Raw genomic sequence first — 21,300 nt, 5'->3', positions numbered from 1 at the left:
ACATACGCGGGAAGGGTGACGGATCGTGATGAACGTGGAAATTCGTAATGTTTACTGTGTTGGGCGCAATTATAAGCTGCATGCGGAGGAGCTGGGTAATGAGGTTCCCGCAGAACCGATGATTTTTTTGAAGCCGTCTCATGCAGTCGTGCCGCTGGATGGCGCCACGCTGGAGCTTCCTCAGGGGCAGGGAGATATTCATTTTGAGACTGAGCTGGTCGTGGCTGTAGGACGTAAATACGAACCAGGCATGTCTGCAGATACGTGTCTAAACGCATTTGCATTCGGCATTGATTTTACCCTGCGTGATGTACAAAGTATCCTCAAGAAAAAAGGCCATCCATGGACCGCCGCCAAAGGCTTCAAATCGTCTGCTCCCGTGACACCATTCCTGCCTTTAGAAAAATTGGACATGCTGGAGCAGCAGGATTTTTCCTTGCTCAAAAATGGACAGGAAGTCCAGCGTGGACATGTTAAGGATATGATTTTTTCTATCCAGCACATCGTTGAATATATAGCGACTCATTATGGGCTGGGTGAAGGGGATATTATTTTTACAGGTACTCCAGCAGGAGTAGGGCCTACAGCAAGCGGGGATCGCTTTGAGCTTTTCTGGGGGAGTGATCGTCAGGGAAGCTTCACCATTGCATAAATTTGTGAACGGCATTCATGGATGAGGATTAAAAAAGGGAATGTTCTTGGTAGTTGGGAAGTAAAGAGCGATTCCCTTAGAAAAGCATTGTGAAGGCCGTGTCCTGTGCCAAAGCATGGGACACGGCTTTTATATAAGTGTAGAGCATTGTACAATAATATACAGAACGAAAAAAGAAAAACGGAGATTCATTTCAAAAGCGGGGGTATATCATGGACTGGATCATCGGATTGCTTTGTGCTGCTGTGGTGGCGGGAGCTGCATTTTATAAAAAATCCTTAACCTTATCTGGCTTTGCCACGGCTGTACTGATGGGAACCGTATATTATGGGGCGGGTAACCTGTTCTGGTTCGGCACATTGCTCTTGTTCTTTATCACGTCGACCCTCCTGTCGAGGTTCAAAAAGGAGCGCAAGGCTGAGCTGGAAAAATCGTATGCCAAAACCGGAAACCGGGATGCAGGCCAAGTATGGGCCAATGGGGGATTAGGTATGCTGTTATGCCTGGGCTATGCGATATGGCCTCATGTTACGTGGCAGCTGGCTTTTGTCGGTGTCATGGCTACGGTAACATCCGATACGTGGGCAACGGAATTTGGCAGCCTGAGTCGTAGGCCACCCCGTTCGGTGCTTAACGGGAAGGTGCTCGCACCCGGAACCTCAGGAGGAGTATCTGTATTGGGAACGGCTGCGGCCTTGGCTGGGGGTGTACTGATCGGCATAGGTGCATGGGGCTTTGGACACGCCATAGGAACGCCGAGCTTGCCGTTATGGCTGTGGGCACTGGTTGGAGGTATATCCGGTAGCGCCGGGGCCTTTGCTGATTCCTATCTAGGTGCTACAGTGCAAATGATGCGTTCCTGCACGGTTTGCGGACGGGAAGTAGAAGTAGAATCACATTGTGGACAAACGACGGTCTATGTACGAGGCTGGCGTTGGATGAGCAATGATCGGGTGAATAGCATTAGTTCTATTTTCGGAGGATTGGTCGCTCTTGCAGGTATTTTTTTTATACTTTGAACACGGAGCTGGAGATCATTACAAGGAAAAAATTGTTATAAGAATTGACCGTGTTTCAATCCTTGTATAAGGAGGTGCTAAGATGGGCGATATACAAGGAGATAAATATGAAGCTATTTTGGACGCCGCTTACACCGTCTTTGGCACCAAAGGCTTTTATGAAAGCAAAATTTCCGAGATTGCAGAACAAGCGGGAGTTGCCAAAGGCACAGTATACTTGTACTTTAAAAGCAAAGAGCAGCTATTTACAGCAGTCACACGTAGAGATTGCGAGCAATACCTAGCCGAAATGCAAGGCGCATTAATCAATCGTACTTTGGGAGAAGGACTGCTGCGGATGGCAAATTTGCATCTGCACTACTATTTCAAGCGCAAGCAGCATACTAAATTATTTTTTATGACCCCCAACAGTGACCCCGACCTAATGGAGTTTATGTGGGGATTTATCCAGGACTATACTGATTTGGTCAAAAATAAACTGGCGTCAGAGGGTGTACAGCAGTCTGAGTTTCATGCGAAGGCATTCATTGGTATGTTGGAACGCCTAAAAATGGATATTTTATTGAATAAAGATTTCCGCGAATGTGACGTAGATCAGACGGCTGAATTAGCGGCGAACTTATTTATGCATGGCTGTAAAGCCGGGGTACAAAAATCCTGACATCTTGTTGCTAAAAAACCGTACTGACTTCGTTCAGGTAACGGTTTTTTTAATCATTGGCTGTGTCTGTGTTAAAATAAACAGGATGCATCACAAAATAGGGGAAGAGTAGGGAATCCGTATGAATATTATGACCGTTGAACATATAACGAAAAGCTATGGCGAGAAAATGTTGTTTGAGGATGCTTCCTTTGGTATGGATGAACGTGACAAAATAGGGGTCGTCGGTGTAAATGGTACCGGCAAATCAACGTTTTTACGTGTAATTTCCGGCTTAGAGCCGCCAGATGATGGCAATATTGCAGTGAACAACGATGTGCGAATTCAGTATCTAGCACAAAATCCGGAGTTTGATCCCGAAATGAAGGTGCTCCAGCATATTTTTCATGGCAACCAGCCTGAGATGAAGGCGGTCCGTGAATATACGGAAATCATGGAGTTGTTGGAATTAAATCCGGGTAGCGAGGAGCTTCAAAATCGTCTATTGCGAGCAAGTCAGCAAATGGATACGTTCCAGGCATGGCAGCTGGAGAGTGAGGCCAAAAATATACTTACCCGACTGGGGATCACCCAGTTTGAGTCTCGTATGGGTGTTCTATCCGGCGGGCAGCGTAAGCGGGTGGCTTTGGCGGCGGCTTTGATCCAACCCTGCGAGTTGCTCATTCTGGACGAGCCTACAAACCATATTGATAATGAGTCTGTTGAATGGTTGGAGCAGTATTTGCAAAAAAGACGTGGTGCGTTGTTAATGATCACGCATGATCGCTATTTTCTGGATAGAGTTGCAAATGTCATGTTGGAGCTGGATCATGGCCGCCTTTTCCGTTATGAGGCTAACTATACCCGTTTTCTGGAGCTGAAGGCAGAACGTGAGGAGCGGGAAGCGTCTACGGAACAAAAAAGGAAGAACTTGCTGCGTAATGAGCTGGCCTGGATTCGTCGTGGAGCAAAGGCTCGTTCCACCAAGCAGAAAGCGCGTATTGATCGATATGAGCAGCTTAGGGATCAGCAACCGGAAGCTCGTTCTGGATCTGTAGATATGTCTGTCGCCTCCACACGTCTGGGTAAAAAGATATTGGAGATCGAGCATCTGTCCAAATCGGTAGATTCCCGTAAGCTGATACAGGACCTGAGCTACATTGCGGTTCCTGGTGATCGTGTTGGTATCCTAGGTCCTAACGGTAGTGGGAAATCCACTCTGCTCCAAATGATTGCCCAGCATATAGAACCGGATTCCGGCAGTGTTGTGCTGGGGCCGACCGTGAAGATAGGCTATTTTACTCAGGAACATCAGGAAATGAACGAATCACTGCGTGTTATTGAGTATATTAAGGAAGAAGCCGAAGTGATTCGTACAGCAGACGGTTCGACGATTACAGCTGCACAAATGCTGGAGCGTTTCCTGTTTGCACCAAGCGCGCAATGGACGGTTATTTCCAGGCTGTCCGGGGGTGAAAAACGGCGCTTGTATCTGCTTCGTGTTCTGATGTCGGCACCGAATGTGCTATTGCTGGATGAACCAACAAATGATCTGGATATTCAAACCCTTTCCGTTTTGGAAGACTATCTGGATGAATTCCCGGGCGTGGTGTTTATTGTTTCTCATGATCGCTATTTCCTGGATCGGACAGTGGACAAAATACTGGCGTTTGAAGGGGATGGACAGGTACGAGTACATGTAGGCGACTATAGTGAGTATGCAGAATGGATCAGTAAAAATGCTCAATCTTCTGTGAATACGTCTGTCTCGACGAGTACGGCTTCCTCGAATCGCTCTTCCGCGCCTAAGTCTGCGGGTCCTTCCGATTCAGTCAAGGAGACAAGTAAAACCAAGCTTAAATTCACCTTCAAGGAACAGCGGGAATATGAGCAAATTGATGAACTGATTGAACAAGCCGAACAGAAGTTGGCCGACATTCAGCGGCAGATGGAAGAGTCTTTCAGTGATTCAGCACGACTACAGGAGCTCATGGCTGAGCAAGTAAAGGCCGAACAGCATCTGGAGCACCAAATGGAACGCTGGACCTACCTGAATGAGCTAGCCGAGCAGATTGAACAAAGTAAATCTTAAAAACACAAAAGCAAGTCACCATTCAGAGTGGGGGCTTGCTTTTTTTATCGAATTATTAATACGTTTTTCATATTAAAAGCGAGTCAATTATATATTTCTAATATTAAATTACAGTGGGTATAATGGATTGCAGATGGAGGGGAGGAATTGAAAATGGAATATCGTAAACTTGGAAAAAGTGGTTTGATGGTAAGTGAGATCGCATTGGGAAACTGGATCACCCACGGTGCTCAAGTGGATGATACCATAGCGCAAGCCTGTGTAAACGCTGCATTAGACTCAGGGATTACCACGTTTGATACCGCTGATGTGTATTCGGATACCCTGGCGGAAACGGTTTTGGGTCATTCTTTAAAGGGAATACGCCGTGAAAGTATTGAATTATGTACTAAGGTTTTTCATCCCACAGGTACCGGACAGAATGATAAAGGGCTGTCTCGTAAACATATCATGGAGGCCTGCCATGCTTCTCTTCGACGCCTACAAACGGATTATATTGATGTATATTATGCACACCGTTTTGATCCAACCGTATCGCTTGAAGAAACTTTTTTGGCCTTATCCGACTTGGTGCGGCAAGGGAAGGTTTTGTATGTAGGAGTAAGCGAGTGGACAGCAGAGCAGATAAAGCAAGGAGCTGCTCTGGCTAGGGAATTAAAGGTCCCATTCGTGGCAAGTCAGCCCCAATATTCCATGCTATGGCGTGTCATTGAAGCTGAAGTGATTCCCGCTTGTGAGCAGGAAGGGATTGGGCAGGTGGTTTGGTCACCTCTGGCACAAGGTATTCTTTCTGGTAAATATGCAGCAGACAAGCCGTTACCCGAGGGTTCACGAGCTTCTACGACAGCAGGGTCACCATTTTTCGAACGTTTGGCTGGACAATGGTTACGTAAAGAAGTCCTTTTGGCAGTAAAGAAAATTCAGCCGATTGCAGAAGAATGCGGACTGACGCTGCCCCAGCTTGCAGTCGCATGGGTTTTACAAAACCCGCAAGTGTCCTCAGCTATTATCGGTGCTTCCAAGCCCGAGCAGGTTAAAGAGAACGTAAAAGCTGCGGGTGTCCGTCTAGATGGGCAGGTCATGAGACAATTGGATAGCGTTTTAAATGGTATTGTTGAACGTGATCCGAGAAAAACAGGTTAAGATATACGATCAAGGAGATTTACATGTCTAACTCTTCGTTACAAGCTGTTTCTTCAACCACTTCCAGAAAATGAGTCAGAACAGTTTCATGTGCACCTGTTTTCCATGCAGCATAAAGTGGGATGGACGGAGACTCTTCTTGAAATGAACGAAATACGACATCACTGCGTTGAAAGACAGATACGGAAGAGGGGACAATGGAGATACCTATACCCGCCGCTACCAAGTTAACGATCGTATACATTTGAACGGCTTCCTGTACGATTTGAGGCTGAAATCCATGTTGTCCGCAAAAGTCGAGTATGAGATTATGAAAAGAAGCTCCCATATGAGGCGGAGACAGGATAAAAGATTCGTCCGCTAAAGAACGTAAAGACAAGGTTGAATGGTGGGCTAACGGATGTGTCTGAGGAAGAACGGCCATGAGTGATTCGTTGGTGTAAAGACGAGAAGTGATATGTATAGATGGATCTGCACTGCGCAGGAAGCCCACATGAACTTTGCCATCGTGTATGGCTTTTAGTTGTTGGACAGATGTCATTTCAAATAACGTAAGCTTCACATCTGGGAAGCGCTCTCGGAATTTCTTCAAGGCATTAACCATCAGACTGCCAGAGGCTGAATCTACAAAAGCGATGGATAAATGTCCGAACTTCCCCTGACTTGCAAGCTGTGTGATCTTAATAGATCTTTCCAATTGAGCAACCATGTTTCTGGATTCTTCTAAAAATATCGCTCCTGCTGACGTAAGTCGAACTTGTCTTTTGGTTCGTTCCAAAAGCTTCACACCAAGCTCTTCTTCAAGGCTTTGAATTTGTTGGCTCAAGGGAGGTTGGGTGATATTCAGTTTTTTCGCAGCACGGTTAAAATGCAGTTCTTCCGCTACTGCGATAAAGTAACGTAGTTTTTTCAGATCCATAGCTGTGATTTCCTTTCACTAAGCCTTCACCGACCTATTCTCCAGTGGAACAGGTCGGTTTTTATCGTTCGAATTAAACTGTCACATAAGCTGCAAGCAGACGTGCAGTGTTCACCACGGCCTGCTTGTGTGTGCGCTCCATTGCATGGGAGGCGTGTACGCCAGGGCCGATCAAAGCAGCCCGGATGTTATTACCTGCTCTTAGTGCAGCCGAAGCGTCCGAACCGTAGTGCGGATAAATATCTACAGCATACGGAATATTCAGCTCTTTGGCCAGCTCAATCAGACGGGTCGTCATATTATAGTCGTAAGGCCCGGAGGAATCTTTGGCACAGATAGAAACATCCGTTTCCTTGCAGCTCAGATCTTCACCCATACAGCCCATATCGACAGCTATCATCTCACTGATTCCTTTAGGTATGTAAGCCGCTCCGTGCCCCACTTCCTCATAGTTAGAAATGAGCAATTTAACGGTATGTCGAGGCTTCCAGTTTCCATGTACAGCAGATTCCAGTAGACCAAACAGTGCAGCTACACTAGCTTTATCATCCAGATGCCGTGACTTGATAAATCCACTCGGTGTTACGACTGGACGCGCATCGAACGAAATAAAATCGCCCACCGCAATACCGAGCTGAAGCACGTCTTCTTTTGACTCAACAAGCTCGTCAATCCGAACCTCCATGTGGCTCTCCTTGCGCTCAAAGCTTCGTGCATCATCATAGACGTGCACGGATGGATGGCTGGACAGAATAGTGCCCGTATACGTTTGTCCGCTTCGGGTATGAATAAGGCAGTATTCGTTCTCAATGCTGTTCATCATGAAACCGCCGACGGATGTCAGACGTAGGGTGCCTTGTGCTGTAATCGAACGTACCATCGCGCCCAATGTATCCACATGTGCGCTCAGCGCCACCGTACGGTCCGTTTCCTGACCTTCCAGAGTCAAGATGGCACCGCCTTTTGCATTCCATTCGATGGGTACCCCGAGGCTCTCAGCTTCCTTATGAATCAGCTCCATCACATGGTGTGTGTACCCACTGGGACTGGGCGTGTTCAGTAGCTGATTTAAAAAGTTCATCATATAATCTTCATTTAATTGAATCGTCATTTGTTGCTCCTCCTCATTTGGACAACCGATCAGGGTTAGAGGACGGTTGCTCTATATCTTGGTCGAAAGTAGACCCTGTGCTGGAAGACCCAGTCGTGTCATAGGTCACATCCGCGTTTGCTTCCACCGTGGATGTGTGCTCTTCTTGTAATGTATGAAGCTGAGTAGTCAGACGTTTAATCTCTCTCTGAAGCCTATATTGGCGGAAAATACCGAAAGAACCGACAATAAGTCCACCTAGAAGAGTGCAACCAAGAATAAGCAGAATCAAAGGAATGCTAACCATACTGAATAGAAGGTTCACTTGAACCGAATTCACATTAATAACAGCAAATACAGCTGTTAACAGAGCAATAACAAGAGCTGCGATCAAAGACCATTGTGTTTTCAAAATGCCACCTCCTCCCGTTACATTATAAAATCCCTTGCCCGCCATGGACAAGGGATTTATCCGTGCATCATTTCAATGCTGGATTTTAAGTGCGCACGGTTTTACTTTCCTTCAGTTAGCTTTTCCATTTCTGTAATGACTTCTTCGAATACGCTCATCGCTTCGCGAATCGGCTGCGGAGAAGACATGTCAACACCAGCTTTTTTCAAAATATTAATTGAATAATCACTGCCACCGCTCTTTAAGAAGCCCAAGTAACGATCAACGGCTGGTTGGCCTTCTTCCAGAATCTGTTTCGAGAAACTAGTTGCTGCCGAGAAGCCAGTAGCATATTTGTAGACATAAAAACTGTTATAAAAATGAGGGATCCGTGCCCATTCCATTTCAATGTCTTTGTCTACCTTCATGTCAGGCCCGTGATATTTCACATTCAGATCATAGTAAATCTCCGATAAAAGCTGCGGTGTAAGGGATTCCCCCTGTTCAGCGCGTTCATGTACAATTTTCTCAAATTCCGAAAACATGGTTTGACGGAATACCGTTGTGCGGAATTGATCTGCATAGTAGGTGAGAAGGTACATTTTCTCTTTCGGATCGGTTGATTTGTTCAGCAAGTAGTCCATTAGCAACGCTTCATTGGTTGTGGATGCCACTTCAGCCAGGAAAATGGTGTACTGTGCATCTCTATACTTCAATGCGTTGTCTGAATAGTACGAATGCAACGCATGCCCCATTTCATGAGCAAGTGTGAACATGCTGTTCAGGTTGTCTTTATGATTCAGCAGCACATATGGGTGGGTACCATAAGCTCCCCAACTGTATGCACCAGTACGTTTGTTTTCGTTTTCGTATACATCGATCCAGCGCTCATCATAGCCTTTTTGCAGCGAAGCGAGATAGTCCTCGCCCAGTGGCTTAAGGCCTTCTTTTGTTTGCGTTTTGGCGTCTTCATACGTAATGTCCATCTTGTATTCGTCCACAAGCGGAGCGAACAAATCATACATATGGAGCTCATCCACACCTAACAACTTTTTACGCAGTTTGATGTAACGATGGAGCAGGGGTAAGCTTTCATGAATGGTGTCAATGAGATTCGTGTACACTTCCTTCGGAATATTGTCACCGTACAGTGACATTTCCAGTACAGAAGGGTATTTGCGAACACGAGAATAAAAAATATTCTTGTTTACATTGGCACTTAGTGTAGAAGCAATTGTATTTTTATTTTTGGCATATGTGTCATATACCGCTTTAAAAGCACGTTCGCGTACTTCGCGGTGCGGACTTTCGAGGAATTGAATGTAGCTGCCATGAGTCAGCTCAACCTCTTTGCCGTTCTCATCCTTAATTTTTGGAAACTTCAGATCAGCGTTGTTGAGCATGCCAAAAATCGTTTGCGGGGCTTGAGCCAGATTGCCAACCTGAGCGAGCAGCGCTTCTTCTGTCTTCCCCAAAATATGTGCTTTTTCCCGCTTCATTTCTTGAAGTGTAAACCGATAATCTGCAAGCTTTGGATCTTCAATGAAGGCATCAAGCTGATGATCCGGCAGTGCCAAAATTTCAGGCGTCACAAAAGAAAGAGACTCGCTAACCTCAACGCCTAATTTTTTTGCTTTTTGCGAAAGACCCTGGTATGTAGGTTCAGCTGTATCCTCATCATGATGCAGATGTGCGTACACATATACACGCTCGGTTTTAAGCGACAATTCATCTTCCAATTTAAAACAGCTGCCAATCGACTCTGCTGAATTGAGCTTGCCTTGGAATTGTTCAGCCTTTTTGGCTAGTTGTTTGACTTCTTCGTATTCTTGATCCCATGCTTTGCGGTTAGGAAACAAATCTTCCAGTTTCCATGTATTTTCCACTGGCGCATCAGCGCGTTTTACAATTTCACTCATGGAGAGCCTCCTCTGATCGAACGTAATGTGGGGTAGGGCTGCGGCAGTAAGGGACGGATGCCAAAACGAAGAAACCGCCACGCTTACCGTAAGCAGCAGGGCAAGAGGTTTTACAGGATGCATGTAACGGCAGATCCTCCTTATACCATGGCTTGTTATGCCATAGTATGACCTCTTACGCCCGAAAGTATAATTTTCCTTACTGTGGGTTGGAACCTATATTTAATAAGCTGTATACAATAAGATAAAAGGCAAGGCAAACCATGATTACAGCAGTGAGGGCCATCCACTTTTTGAGAGGAGTCGGTATCGTATCACGCTTCATGATCAGCACTCCGCCCAGCGTGAAGGCCAGAATAATGAAGATGAGATAGCTGTTGGACACCATGAATAGGCTAGACCTGTTTGAAAGCGTTCATGATCCGCTGCCACTCTTCCTCATTATCTTGAAAGGACTGCTTGGGAAACCGATTTTGAGCCCAATGCATCAGCGCCGGACGGCTTAAAAACGTGTGGGCTTCCTCGCCCCAATCATCGGATATTTCCCGTAGAACGATGTAACGGCCCTGCACCTCGACAGTCATCATGTTCCAATTGTCTTTTTTGTATATTTCGTGTTTTTTCATCATATGCATGTCTCCGATTTTATAGATGTTTTGGTTCATGATACCGCAGTTTCCGCCGCAAAAGCAAATCATTCCAGCCCGAAAAACCAGGAAAAACATCAATTGCATTGTGAAAAAGCATGAAGTATAATATGGATATTCGCCATAGATGGCGGTATTTTTAGGAGGTTGTTCACTTGAAAGGTACAGTTAAATGGTTTAACGCAGAAAAAGGTTATGGCTTCATTCAAATGGATGGTGGCGAGGACGTATTCGTACATTTCTCCGCAATCCAAGGCGACGGCTTTAAAACTTTGGAAGAAGGTCAAGCGGTTGAATTCGAAATTACTGAAGGTAACCGTGGACCCCAAGCAGCTAACGTAATCAAACTGTAAGTGTAACTGAATTGTAAGAATGGTTCCGTTTCTACGGATGTCTTATATATTACGGTTAAACTATGAATTGAGAGCGCAGTTCCTTACATTTAAGGGACTGCGCTTTTTTGCGTAAATACGTTTATGATATGAGAAGATTGAGCAGGAATAGGGTATTATACGTAATAAAACTAAGCAGAAGACATCTTAAAACGCTGTTTATGTTCTCTTTGCCGATGCTGTTCGGAAACATTCTGCAATCCCTGAATGGAACGATCAATTCGATCTGGGTTGGAAAGTTTCTGGGAGAAGCCGCATTGACTGCCGCTTCCAACGGAAATATTATAATGTTTTTTCTTATCAGTTCGATTTTTGGCGTCACCATGGCGGCCACCATTATGATCGGACAAAATATCGGAGCAGGAGACGTAGCTGAAACCAAGCGTGTAGTAGGTACAAGTGCAGTTTTTTTTCTGGTGCTCGCTTTTGCTATAGGTATTATCGGATTTTTGAGTGCGCCTTGGATTCTTCATGTACTCAATACACCTGCCGAATCGGTGGATATGGCGATCACGTATACACGTATTATTTTCGCAGGTATGCCCTTTTTGTACGGCTATAACTACATAATGACCGTAATGAGAGGCGCTGGAGATTCCAAAACACCATTTTATTTTCTAATCGTTTCTGTCGTACTGGATGTACTACTCAACCCGCTGTTAATATTCGGATGGGGACCGATTCCTGCTATGGGCATTGGAGGCTCCGCTACTGCTACCCTGATCGCTCAAGGGATTAGCTTTGTGTTGATCCTCATTTACCTATATCGAGTAAAATATTTTTTGCGCATTACTTCTTCAGAGCTTCATTTACTCAGATTTGATTGGAAGATTATTTGGACCCTAATCCGTAAGGGAGTGCCGATGGGGTTGCAAATGATTGCTGTCTCCACCAGCGCGATTGCTTTAATGAATCTGATTAATGGCTACGGAACAGTGGCAGCAGCAGCTTATACAGCAGCCAATAATTTGTCCAGCTATGTGCAGATGCCGGCAATGGCGTTAGGTGCAGCCGTATCTTCCTTTGCCGCTCAAAATATCGGAGCAGGACGTTGGGATCGAGTGCGCATGACAACCTGGATTGGGATTGTGTATAATTTTGTGTTGACTGGTGGAGCTGTGGTATTAATTTACGTGTTTAACCGTCAGGCCTTGCTCATGTTCCTTCCTTCTACGGGGGGTGCATTGGAATTGGGTATGCGGATTAATCTGATCACTTTGTGGTCTTTTGTTATATTCGGTGTTACTAATGTCATTACAGGTGTTGTTCGATCAACGGGTTCCGTAATGATACCGCTTTTAATTACCATTATTTCATTATGGGGCATTCGTATACCTTTGGCCTATGTATTTGTTGATGAGTATGGTCTAGATGCTGTATGGTGGAGTTTTCCTGTTGGTTTTGCTATCTCTGCCGTAGCAGTCATTTTCTATTATGCTTTCGGGAAATGGAAGCAGGCAAGCATGGGAGAGGGAATCCAAGGCGTGAAGCCAGCAGAGGACAAGGGATAAGTAGGCGGTAGGCCATTTATACTATTTGCGATTAAAGTCTTATAAGGATAGATTTTGTGTAACTCCTATTTTTGACTAATAAAACATTACAGGTATAAAGTCTTTTTGTGAGAATAGCTCATTTTTCTTGAATTTTAAAGAAAAAAGTGAGGTTGTTCATTTGTGCTAAAAGGACGAACATATTATAATGGATATGGTTTGGATAGGTATAATTACGTAGACAACAATGTGGAGGCACCGTCATTTGAGTTATGTTGAGCAAGGACGTTATCAAGTACCGAGAGGCCCCATAGGTCTAATGAGCCGAATGTACAAGCACATTCTCCCTGAAACGAAACTAGAATTGAGTAACTGGAAGAGCAAGGCCGAACAAATTCCGGACCCTGAGCTGCGAAGCCAGGCGCTTGCGAGCATAGCGGATAAGACGTTTCACTGCGTGGGTGGGGCGGTTTATGCCGCAGCCAATATGTCTGCCCGGCAGACGCTAATTCCGCTGATCGTAGCGTATCAGACCATTAGTGATTATCTGGACAACCTGTGTGATCGCAGTACGTCCATGGACCCGGATGATTTCAGGCTGTTGCATCAGGCTATGCTGGATGCGGTTAATCCGACGGCTAGGCCAGTGAATTATTATGAGTTGCGTCGTGAGCAGGAGGATGGCGGTTATTTGACCGGGCTGGTGACAACCTGTCAGTCTTGTGTAAGCAGGCTTCCGGGCTATGAGGCGGCAATGCCTTACGTTCAGGATTTGGCGCGATTATACACGGATTTGCAAGTATACAAGCATATTAAACCCGAGCTGCGGGAACAAGCGCTTTTGGACTGGTGGTCGCTTCATAAAGACCGTACACCAGAGTTGCGCTGGAATGAGTTTGCTGCGGCTACCGGTTCAACTCTGGGGGTCTTTATGCTGTTTCTTGCTGCCAGCGACCAGCATCTGACCGATGCGGGGGCTGCCTCAATACATGCATCGTATTTTCCACATGTGTGCAGTCTTCATATTTTGCTGGATTATCTAATCGATCAAGACGAAGACCGGAAGGGCGGAGATCTTAACTTTTGCAATTATTATGAAGATACCGACATGATGCTAGACCGGATCGCCTACGTTGTGAATCGGGCGCGGGCTGATATTGCAGATGTCCCTGCCAGCTCCTTTCACCGGATGATTATCGAGGGATTGCTGGCTTTATATTTATCCGACCCTAAAGTTAGCGAGCAGCAGGACGTTCGCGCTGTTTCGAGACGTTTAATGAAAAATAGTCCGCTCATGCGTTTGTTTTTCTTATTAAACAGTCGATGGATAAGAAGGCTTATATGATTATTTTGAGGAGGTCATAAATCATGACAGCAGTTAAGAAAATTGCAGTATTAACAAGTGGTGGAGATTCACAAGGGATGAACGCGGCAGTTCGCGCCGTCGTACGTAGCGGATTGTATTTTGGACTGGAAGTATTCGGGATTCAACGCGGTTATCAAGGCCTTTTGAACGATGATATTTTTCCAATGGATCTGAGAAGCGTCGGAGATATTATCCAACGTGGGGGTACTGTACTTCAATCTGCAAGATGCCTGGAATTTACGACTGAAGAAGGGCAGAAAAAAGGCGCTCAAATTTTGCGTAACCGTGGAATTGACGGCGTAGTCGTGATTGGTGGCGACGGTTCTTACCAAGGAGCTAACAAACTGACCAAGCAAGGCATTAAAACCATGTGTCTTCCGGGAACGATTGACAATGACATTTCTTTCACGGACTACACTATTGGTTTTGATACAGCGGTTAGTATCGTAGTGGACGCAATCAACAAGCTGCGTGATACGATGTCATCCCATGAACGTTCTTCCATCGTGGAAGTTATGGGACGTCATTGTGGCGATATTGCTCTCCATGCAGGTCTGGCTTCTGGCGCAGAAACGATTTTGGTGCCTGAGGTAGAATTTGATCTGAATGAAGTATCCGATCGGATGAAACAAAACTTTAAGCATGGCAAACGCCACAGTATCATTATTGTTGCTGAGGGTGTAGGCAAAGGCGAAACAGTAGCACAGGTTATCCAAGAAAACTGTCCGGATTATGAGCCTCGTGTTACAGTGCTTGGACACATCCAACGTGGAGGCACACCAACAGCGTTTGACCGCAACCTGGCGAGCCGTTTGGGTGACTTTGCTGTTCGCCAATTGATTGAGGGCATATCTGACAAGGCTTGCGGAACGATCGACGGTAAGTTGGTAGCTACAGATATTGACAAGGTTGTAAATACCAAAAAAGATTTCAATATGGAGCTTTATGAGCTGGCCTTGCGTTTGTCCCAATAATAAGAGCCTTTATGTAAAATAGATCGGCTCTGATATTGGAAAAGATCAAAATTATGCGGATGACCCGAGTCATCCGCTATTTTTTTAGCTTTGAGTCCTATCAGGAGGTAGTCATACATGTACCTATTCAAAATCGAAGTGGACAGTTCGGAAGGAGCGCTGACCGTTATTCTCGCCGCTGAAAATGAAGAACAGGCATTTGAGGAGATTGAACAACATGTGGAGAGACACTTTCTATTTCCTCCCAAGCTGAACGAAGTGGCGATTGTGGAGAAAAAACGAATAACTTTAGGCGCAGCATATGTAATCGAGACACGCAAAGGCTAGATAGCCTCTGCGTGTTGTTTTTTTTCGGAGAAACGACGTTGTACTTTCACCAGACGCCAGAGAAGTAAAATAGCGCCTACTGCCAATCCTGTAATCAAACCGATCCAATAGCCGTAGGGCCCCAATGAAGTCCAGCGTGCCAGTATATATCCTACAGGAAGCCCAATGACCCAATAGGAGAGGAATGTGAGCAAAAAGGCTGGATTGACGTCTTTATACCCGCGTAGCGCTCCTTGTGTAGGTGTAGCGACAGCATCAGATATCTGAAAGAAAATCGCATAGATTAGAAAATGCTGTGCCAATTGAATGACCTGCGGATCGGTGGAGTAAAGTCGAGCGACCTGTTCACCCCAGATAAGCAGTACAATAGCTGTAATCAGTGATAGACCTACTGCGCTGCTGATACCCATTACACTATAAGCTTTGGCATCCCGCGGGCGAGTAGCTCCTGTTTCATAGCCAACCAGAATCGTAAGTGCCATGCAAATGCTGAGTGGAATCATATACAGCGTAGATGCAAAGTTCATGGCGGCCTGATGTGCGGCTATGGTAGCTGTATTATAACTGCTCATGAAGAGGGTGACGGCTGAAAAGACGGCAGTCTCAAAAAATATAGCAAATCCAATCGGTACTCCAATCTTGATGAGCTCTTTCAAAGCACCAGCAGCAATCCCGTATATTTTGTTAAAGATTCGGTATTCGGCAAATATTTTTCCACGATGCGCAGTGATACCGGCAACCAGCATGATGATCCAGTAGGTGGTCGCCGTCGCTACCCCGGAACCCACACCCCCCAGACGCGGAAAACCCCAGTTTCCATAAATAAGTAGATAATTTAACAATACATTGATGGGTAATGACATGAGCGTGATTAACATCGTAAAGCGGGTTTGTCCCAATGCATCCATAAAGCTTCGGAGCACAGTGTAGGCAAATAGAGGAACAATCCCGAAGGCCATGGCACAAAGGTAGTATAGGGCCACATTATGAACTCTCAGTTCCAAATTCATACCGTTCAAAATAGGTTTGACCAAAATAATGCCAGCAATCAAAACGACCATAGACAGGGCGAGAGAGAGCCAAAGTGCTTGAATGACATAGTAGGAGACTTTATCTTTGCGCTGTGCTCCTACCAATTGAGATACAATGGGCGTGATAGCCATAAGTATTCCATTAAGGCCTGTTTGTACAGGAACCCATAGGCTTACTCCAATGGCTACTCCAGCCAGATCGGCAGGGGAAAAGTGCCCTGACATATTCGTATCGAAAAAAGTCATGGCAGATAGTGCAAGCTGGGTAATCAGGATAGGGAGCAAAATGTAGAAAAGCTGCTTCCATTTCTGCCCCGTTGTTAGTGTCAATTGCATTTTTGTTTTCCTCATTTACTAGGGATTGATTATTTGTATATATCATAACATGTAAGTATTTATTGTAAGGGATACCGCTACATTTGAACAGTAATAAAAAAGACTGCACCCGTTCGCCAAACAACGGGACAGCCTTCGAAATAATTATATAATTTCTAAATCTTGTATAAGAGAACGAGAAGTCCGGAGGGATAAATTATTTGTAAGTTACTCCACTTGTATAGCGGTTTGTGGCATTCCAGAGTAAATATTCATCCACTTTCATATCCTTAAGCGCGCGAATTTGATCCTCTACTTGAGTTTTCCCATACTTGGCATAATGTCCGCTCCCCAACCAACTTGCGGTAAAATCCTGGATCCAAGGACGGATAATTGGCTTTAGCTTGCCCGTCGGATCGAGCTTTTTGTGGGTATCGGCCATGGAGCCTTTAATCGTCTGGTAAGGATTCTTATCGGGATCTTTTACACCGAACCAGCCTGTGGTGTAGTGACTTGGATAAACCATGGGCGAAATGACATCCACATTTTCGGAGATTTTAGTGAAATCCTGTCCGATCCCCTCCGCAGCAGGAACGGATGCGGCATATCCGAAAATATCTACCGATACTCGTACACCTAATGGAGCTAGCTCTTTGCGGGCATATTGTACGAATTCAGCGACTGCATCCGAGCGGGATTGATCTGATTTGGTATATTTCAGCTTGTCTGCTCTTTTCTCAAAGCCTTCGGGGAAACGTACATAGTCAAATTGAATTTCCTTAAAACCAAGTTTGGCTGCTTCCTTAGCGATGGCGATATTATAATCCCATACTTCTTTATTATAGGGATTAACGAACCCGTCTCCTTTGCCGTTTTTCCAGACAGAGCCGTCAGGGTTACGGAAAGACATCTCGGGATTTTTGTTGGCCAGTACAGTATCTTTAAATACGACAATACGAGCAATCGGGTAAACATTATGCTTTTTCAATCGGTCCATCAAACCGGAAATATCCCGAATGAATTTTTGCGGCTTGCCCAATTTGAGCAGCTCGGGAGTGGTCGTTGGATAAGTGATGTAACCTGCATCGTCTTTAATATCAATAACCATGGAATTGAGCTCTGTCTTGTCAAGCAGTTCAAGCAACTGGGTCATACGCGAACCGCCTGCGCTATAAGCCGTGACATAGATGCCCTTGATAGCAGGAGTCGTCGGTTGTGGGTCAATTTTAACCGGAGGATTGGAGGCATCCACCTTCATATTATTGTGCTGAGCCTGAATCATGGCGCTGCTAATTGTTGTTGCCACCGTATCTTTTACATTTGGAGCGTTGGCTGACTGATCCCCGTTTCCGCCTATCCCCATCGCCAATAGCATAATTGCCCAAATCATATTCATTTCCTAACTCTCTCCCTTATGTATGTCGCTTACCTGATTATACGTAAAGTTATGTATCGAAAAACAACACGCTTGTAACCAATACTGGAATCATCATCAGGCACAGTCTTACATGATTAACCCAACCGGTGTTCATTGAATCCATAAAAATGCATAAATAATGCCGCTCTCTTCGCGGTCGTAGATGCAACCGGAAGAAGCGGCACTTGGTAAAGAAATTTATTGAAGATAATTATTGTCTTGATGCTCGCAAATACTGTACTGAATAATTTCTAGCGCATCCGTTGGCTTGAGTATGGCCATCCCGTCCCGAAGCACAATCATCGAGTTAAGCTCATCCTTTTTGAGAGAAGGGAGCATTTCCGGGTACCACCTTAAGACAATGTCGGACAGTTTTACCGTTTCCATTTCCACAAAAATCACCCTTTCCTGCTCGGAATCATTCCAAAAGAATCATTCAATACGATTCGGAAAAGCAAAGTGCCTGTGAAATAGCAGGTAAAGCTGGTCTTTATATACTATGGGAACAGCGCACATATAGTGTACCACAGAAACTGTATTTTGACACTTAGGTTTGTGCTTATCTTCGGCGAAATGAACCCATCACCCCAACCGTTTCCACAATATTGACAAAAGCAGATGGGTCCACTTCTTTAATGATGCGTTTTAATTCAACTAGCTCGTAGCGTGTCGTGACAGTCATCAGCATGTCCTTTTCGGTATGTGAAAATGCGCCTTCAATTTTTATTTTGCTAACACCGCGTGGTGTGGTCAACATCCGCTCCAGTAGCTTGTCGGTGTGCTCTGTAATAATGTAGACGGTAATCTTCGTGTGACTGACATAGATTTGATCCAATACCTTGCCAGTCACAAAAATAGATAGCATCGACGCAAGTGCAATATTCCAATCATCGTTCAAATATCCTGCTGCAAGAATGACCAGTCCATTCATGCCAACAAGTACAGTTCCTACGGGGAAGTCACGATAACGAGTGACGATGGAACCGATAATGTCAAAACCGCCCGTGGACCCTCCTACCCGAAAGGAAATTCCTGCTCCAACGCCGATCATTACCCCACCAAAAACGGAGGCCAGCAGGGGGTCCGACACGACAGATTGCACCGGCACCCACGCCAAAATCCACGTTGTAACGACAACGGATAAAATGCTCAGGCTAATAAAACGCTTGCCTAAAATAAACCAGCCTGCAATAAGCATCGGGATATTGATAATAAAATACATCGCGCTGATATCAAATTTTGTGAAGTAGCCGATTAACATGGAAAGCCCGGCTACTCCTCCGCTCAGCAAGTGGTGTGGCACGAGAAACAGATTAAAACCGCATGCAATGGCAGCGGCTCCAAGAATGACAGTTAAGCAGTTTAACACTATTTTTAACAACTTAATTTCACCTCATTTAAATTATACGGGAAGCAACTTGCTGGTATTCATGAATTGTTCTGTGCTATAATGCGATGTGGATATTCTTGAGTAGGGACCTATGTCCAGAGAAACACTTAAAATTTAAACTGTTTTAAAAAGGATAAATTCGTTTAAGATGTATCGGATAGGTTCCCCAAATTCATTACAGAAAGATGCAGTTATAGGTCTAAATAAACTGTCACTGTATTGGGGAAAACTTATACAATAATATCGCTACTTAAGAATACAGACAACATTGTGGATTGTCCACCACATCCACCATTATGAAGGAGTTTGAATAAATTTGACGACATTTGCAGAATTTGATCTTGAACCGAAAGTAATTCAGGCGATTACAGAACTGGGTTTTGAAGAAGCAACACCAATTCAATCCCAATCCATCCCGATTGCACTGCAAGGCAGAGACATGATTGGCCAAGCCCAAACAGGTACTGGTAAAACTGCTGCGTTTGGTATTCCGCTGATCAACAAAATTTCTAGAAGCGACGAAAAAATCAGAGCCCTGATCATGGCACCAACACGTGAGCTTGCTATCCAGGTAGCTGAAGAAATCGAAAAACTCTCCCGTTTCAAAGGTCTTCGTACTTTGCCAATCTATGGTGGACAAGATATCGTACGCCAGATTCGTGCTTTGAAAAAGAAACCTCAAATTATTATTGGTACGCCAGGACGCTTGCTTGACCATATTAATCGCAAAACCATCAAGCTGGAAGATGTAAACACAGTTGTTTTGGATGAAGCAGATGAAATGTTGGATATGGGCTTCATGGAAGATATTCAATCCATTCTGAAGCAAGTTCCAGACGAGCGCCAAACGATGCTTTTCTCGGCTACAATGCCTCCTAATATTAAAAGATTGGCTGAGCAATTCCTCAAAAATCCTGAGCATGTTTCAGTTATTCCTAAACAAGTTAGTGCTCCACTGATTGATCAGGCCTATATCGAAGTTCCTGAGCGTCAAAAATTCGAAGCATTGAGCCGTTTGATCGACATGGAATCCCCAGAACTTGCTATCGTATTTGGGCGTACTAAGCGTCGGGTAGACGAGCTGGCTGAAGCTCTGCAAAAACGCGGATATTCTGCAGACGGTTTGCATGGTGACTTGTCTCAAAACCAACGTGATGCTGTAATGCGTAAATTCCGTGACGGAAGCATCGATGTGCTCGTAGCGACTGACGTAGCTGCCCGTGGTTTGGACGTTTCCGGCGTAACTCACGTTGTGAACTTTGACCTTCCGCAAGATCCAGAAAGCTATGTTCACCGTATTGGACGTACTGGACGTGCAGGTAAAGAAGGGGAAGCTTGGTCTTTCGTAACGCCTCGTGAAATTGACCATTTGCACTTTATCGAACGTGTAACTCGTCACCGCATTCCACGCAAGCCGCTTCCAACGTTGGCTGAAGCTCTGGAAGGCAAACAACGTATCATTGCTGAACGTCTCCTAGAGGCTGTAGAAAGCGGTGAGCTGAACGAGTACAAAGGTTTGGCTATTCAAATGCTGGAGCAATATGATTCTGTACAACTTCTCTCCGCAGCTCTGAAACTGATGACTGGTGAGAAAAGAGAAGCATCGATTGAGTTGACTCCAGAAGATCCGATCCGTGCAAAACGTCGTAAACCAGACGTGCGTTCTGGCGGTCGCAAGCCTTCCAACTATAGCGGTCGCAGCAATGGTGGTTACAATTCCAACCGTTCTGGCGGTACCGGCGGTAGTGGAAGTAAAGGTGGATATGGCGGTTACAACCGTGGCAAAGAAGGCGGTGGCTACAACCGTGATTCAGGAAGCCGCTACAGTGGAGATCGTAAACCACGCCCGAGCAGCAATGGAGAAACTCGTCGTCCTGCAAGACGTGAAGATTCCTCTTCCGAATAAGAAATGAAATAATGAAAAGTCGAAGCAGATGAAGCTTCGGCTTTTTTGTTATGATTGATCAGTATGAATGAACCTTTTAGCGATCTGCTTTAATGGGTCATGTATTGATTTCTCTGGCGTATTAGGGCTGAAATACGGTATGATATAGTCAAGAGCCGGAATTTATAGGCATAGCAACAT

The 21,300-nt window shown here is 45.1% G+C and carries 21 protein-coding genes; 11 read left to right on the top strand and 10 right to left on the bottom strand.

What is annotated here, in order from left to right; translation table 11 throughout:
- The first annotated feature begins 28 nt into the window (after positions 1–28).
- From NSS66_RS02560 to NSS66_RS02540, 5 genes are all read left to right on the top strand, one after another.
- Positions 29–652, top strand: coding sequence for a fumarylacetoacetate hydrolase family protein (locus NSS66_RS02560; RefSeq protein ID WP_076294922.1), 624 nt, complete (start codon positions 29–31; stop codon positions 650–652).
- 212 nt (positions 653–864) lie between these two features.
- Positions 865–1,671 (top strand): DUF92 domain-containing protein, encoded by an 807-nt coding sequence (locus tag NSS66_RS02555; RefSeq protein ID WP_053325156.1) that lies wholly within the window; start codon positions 865–867, stop codon positions 1,669–1,671.
- 82 nt (positions 1,672–1,753) lie between these two features.
- On the top strand, positions 1,754–2,332 hold the full coding sequence (locus tag NSS66_RS02550) for a TetR/AcrR family transcriptional regulator (protein WP_028542833.1): 579 nt from the start codon (positions 1,754–1,756) through the stop codon (positions 2,330–2,332).
- 121 nt (positions 2,333–2,453) lie between these two features.
- A complete protein-coding gene (locus NSS66_RS02545; RefSeq protein ID WP_339201802.1) occupies positions 2,454–4,403 on the top strand; it encodes an ABC-F family ATP-binding cassette domain-containing protein in 1,950 nt (649 codons plus the stop codon).
- Positions 4,404–4,556: 153 nt separating this feature from the next.
- Positions 4,557–5,546, top strand: a complete 990-nt coding sequence (locus NSS66_RS02540; protein WP_068940254.1) for an aldo/keto reductase family protein — start codon at positions 4,557–4,559, stop codon at positions 5,544–5,546.
- A gap of 19 nt (positions 5,547–5,565) precedes the next feature.
- Here NSS66_RS02540 and NSS66_RS02535 read toward each other — a convergent pair whose 3' ends face one another.
- The 6 genes from NSS66_RS02535 to NSS66_RS02510 all read right to left on the bottom strand — a co-directional run bounded on the left by NSS66_RS02535 (position 5,566) and on the right by NSS66_RS02510 (position 10,494).
- The gene (locus NSS66_RS02535) at positions 5,566–6,465 is read right to left on the bottom strand and encodes a LysR substrate-binding domain-containing protein (protein WP_279831192.1); all 900 of its coding nucleotides are present in this window, start codon (positions 6,463–6,465) and stop codon (positions 5,566–5,568) included.
- A 73-nt stretch (positions 6,466–6,538) separates the two neighbouring features.
- A complete protein-coding gene (locus tag NSS66_RS02530) occupies positions 6,539–7,576 on the bottom strand; it encodes a M42 family metallopeptidase (RefSeq protein WP_340958394.1) in 1,038 nt (345 codons plus the stop codon).
- A 13-nt stretch (positions 7,577–7,589) separates the two neighbouring features.
- Entirely contained in the window at positions 7,590–8,012 is a 423-nt protein-coding gene (locus NSS66_RS02525; protein ID WP_028542828.1) for a LapA family protein, read from the bottom strand.
- A gap of 56 nt (positions 8,013–8,068) precedes the next feature.
- Positions 8,069–9,865 carry an oligoendopeptidase F gene (gene pepF, locus NSS66_RS02520; protein ID WP_340958392.1) on the bottom strand — a complete coding sequence of 599 codons (1,797 nt, stop codon included), beginning with the start codon at positions 9,863–9,865 and terminating at the stop codon, positions 8,069–8,071.
- A 199-nt stretch (positions 9,866–10,064) separates the two neighbouring features.
- Positions 10,065–10,253, bottom strand: coding sequence for a hypothetical protein (locus NSS66_RS02515; protein ID WP_025715827.1), 189 nt, complete (start codon positions 10,251–10,253; stop codon positions 10,065–10,067).
- 7 nt (positions 10,254–10,260) lie between these two features.
- The gene (locus tag NSS66_RS02510; protein WP_013309704.1) at positions 10,261–10,494 is read right to left on the bottom strand and encodes a hypothetical protein; all 234 of its coding nucleotides are present in this window, start codon (positions 10,492–10,494) and stop codon (positions 10,261–10,263) included.
- A 173-nt stretch (positions 10,495–10,667) separates the two neighbouring features.
- Between NSS66_RS02510 and NSS66_RS02505 the strand changes: the two genes are divergently transcribed.
- The 5 genes from NSS66_RS02505 to NSS66_RS02485 all read left to right on the top strand — a co-directional run bounded on the left by NSS66_RS02505 (position 10,668) and on the right by NSS66_RS02485 (position 15,061).
- Positions 10,668–10,865, top strand: a complete 198-nt coding sequence (locus NSS66_RS02505; protein ID WP_013309706.1) for a cold shock domain-containing protein — start codon at positions 10,668–10,670, stop codon at positions 10,863–10,865.
- Positions 10,866–11,065: 200 nt separating this feature from the next.
- Complete coding sequence (locus tag NSS66_RS02500; RefSeq protein WP_340958391.1) at positions 11,066–12,415, top strand: MATE family efflux transporter; 1,350 nt, start codon at positions 11,066–11,068, stop codon at positions 12,413–12,415.
- A gap of 244 nt (positions 12,416–12,659) precedes the next feature.
- Positions 12,660–13,739, top strand: a complete 1,080-nt coding sequence (locus NSS66_RS02495; protein WP_013309708.1) for a tetraprenyl-beta-curcumene synthase family protein — start codon at positions 12,660–12,662, stop codon at positions 13,737–13,739.
- A gap of 23 nt (positions 13,740–13,762) precedes the next feature.
- On the top strand, positions 13,763–14,734 hold the full coding sequence (gene pfkA, locus NSS66_RS02490) for a 6-phosphofructokinase (protein ID WP_023988013.1): 972 nt from the start codon (positions 13,763–13,765) through the stop codon (positions 14,732–14,734).
- Between the two features lie 117 nt (positions 14,735–14,851).
- On the top strand, positions 14,852–15,061 hold the full coding sequence (locus tag NSS66_RS02485) for a DUF3906 family protein (protein WP_023988014.1): 210 nt from the start codon (positions 14,852–14,854) through the stop codon (positions 15,059–15,061).
- On the opposite strand, the gene NSS66_RS02480 is transcribed toward NSS66_RS02485, so the two are convergent.
- From NSS66_RS02480 to NSS66_RS02465, 4 genes are all read right to left on the bottom strand, one after another.
- Positions 15,058–16,428, bottom strand: a complete 1,371-nt coding sequence (locus NSS66_RS02480) for an MATE family efflux transporter (protein ID WP_068940264.1) — start codon at positions 16,426–16,428, stop codon at positions 15,058–15,060. The two genes, NSS66_RS02485 and NSS66_RS02480, sit on opposite strands and share 4 nt — an antisense overlap.
- A gap of 196 nt (positions 16,429–16,624) precedes the next feature.
- The gene (locus NSS66_RS02475; protein WP_028542824.1) at positions 16,625–17,803 is read right to left on the bottom strand and encodes a putative glycoside hydrolase; all 1,179 of its coding nucleotides are present in this window, start codon (positions 17,801–17,803) and stop codon (positions 16,625–16,627) included.
- 219 nt (positions 17,804–18,022) lie between these two features.
- Positions 18,023–18,211, bottom strand: a complete 189-nt coding sequence (locus NSS66_RS02470; RefSeq protein ID WP_080683009.1) for a hypothetical protein — start codon at positions 18,209–18,211, stop codon at positions 18,023–18,025.
- Positions 18,212–18,383: 172 nt separating this feature from the next.
- Positions 18,384–19,205, bottom strand: a complete 822-nt coding sequence (locus tag NSS66_RS02465) for a YitT family protein (RefSeq protein WP_025722295.1) — start codon at positions 19,203–19,205, stop codon at positions 18,384–18,386.
- A 325-nt stretch (positions 19,206–19,530) separates the two neighbouring features.
- Here NSS66_RS02465 and NSS66_RS02460 point away from each other — a divergent pair, with 325 nt between their 5' ends.
- Entirely contained in the window at positions 19,531–21,120 is a 1,590-nt protein-coding gene (locus NSS66_RS02460) for a DEAD/DEAH box helicase (RefSeq protein ID WP_023988018.1), read from the top strand.
- The last annotated feature ends 180 nt before the right edge of the window (positions 21,121–21,300 follow it).

Source organism: Paenibacillus sp. FSL R10-2748, from assembly GCF_038005565.1.
Taxonomy (GTDB): domain Bacteria; phylum Bacillota; class Bacilli; order Paenibacillales; family Paenibacillaceae; genus Paenibacillus; species Paenibacillus polymyxa_B.
Note: the sequence above shows the minus strand (reverse complement) of the source record. Positions and strands in the feature narration are given on the sequence as shown.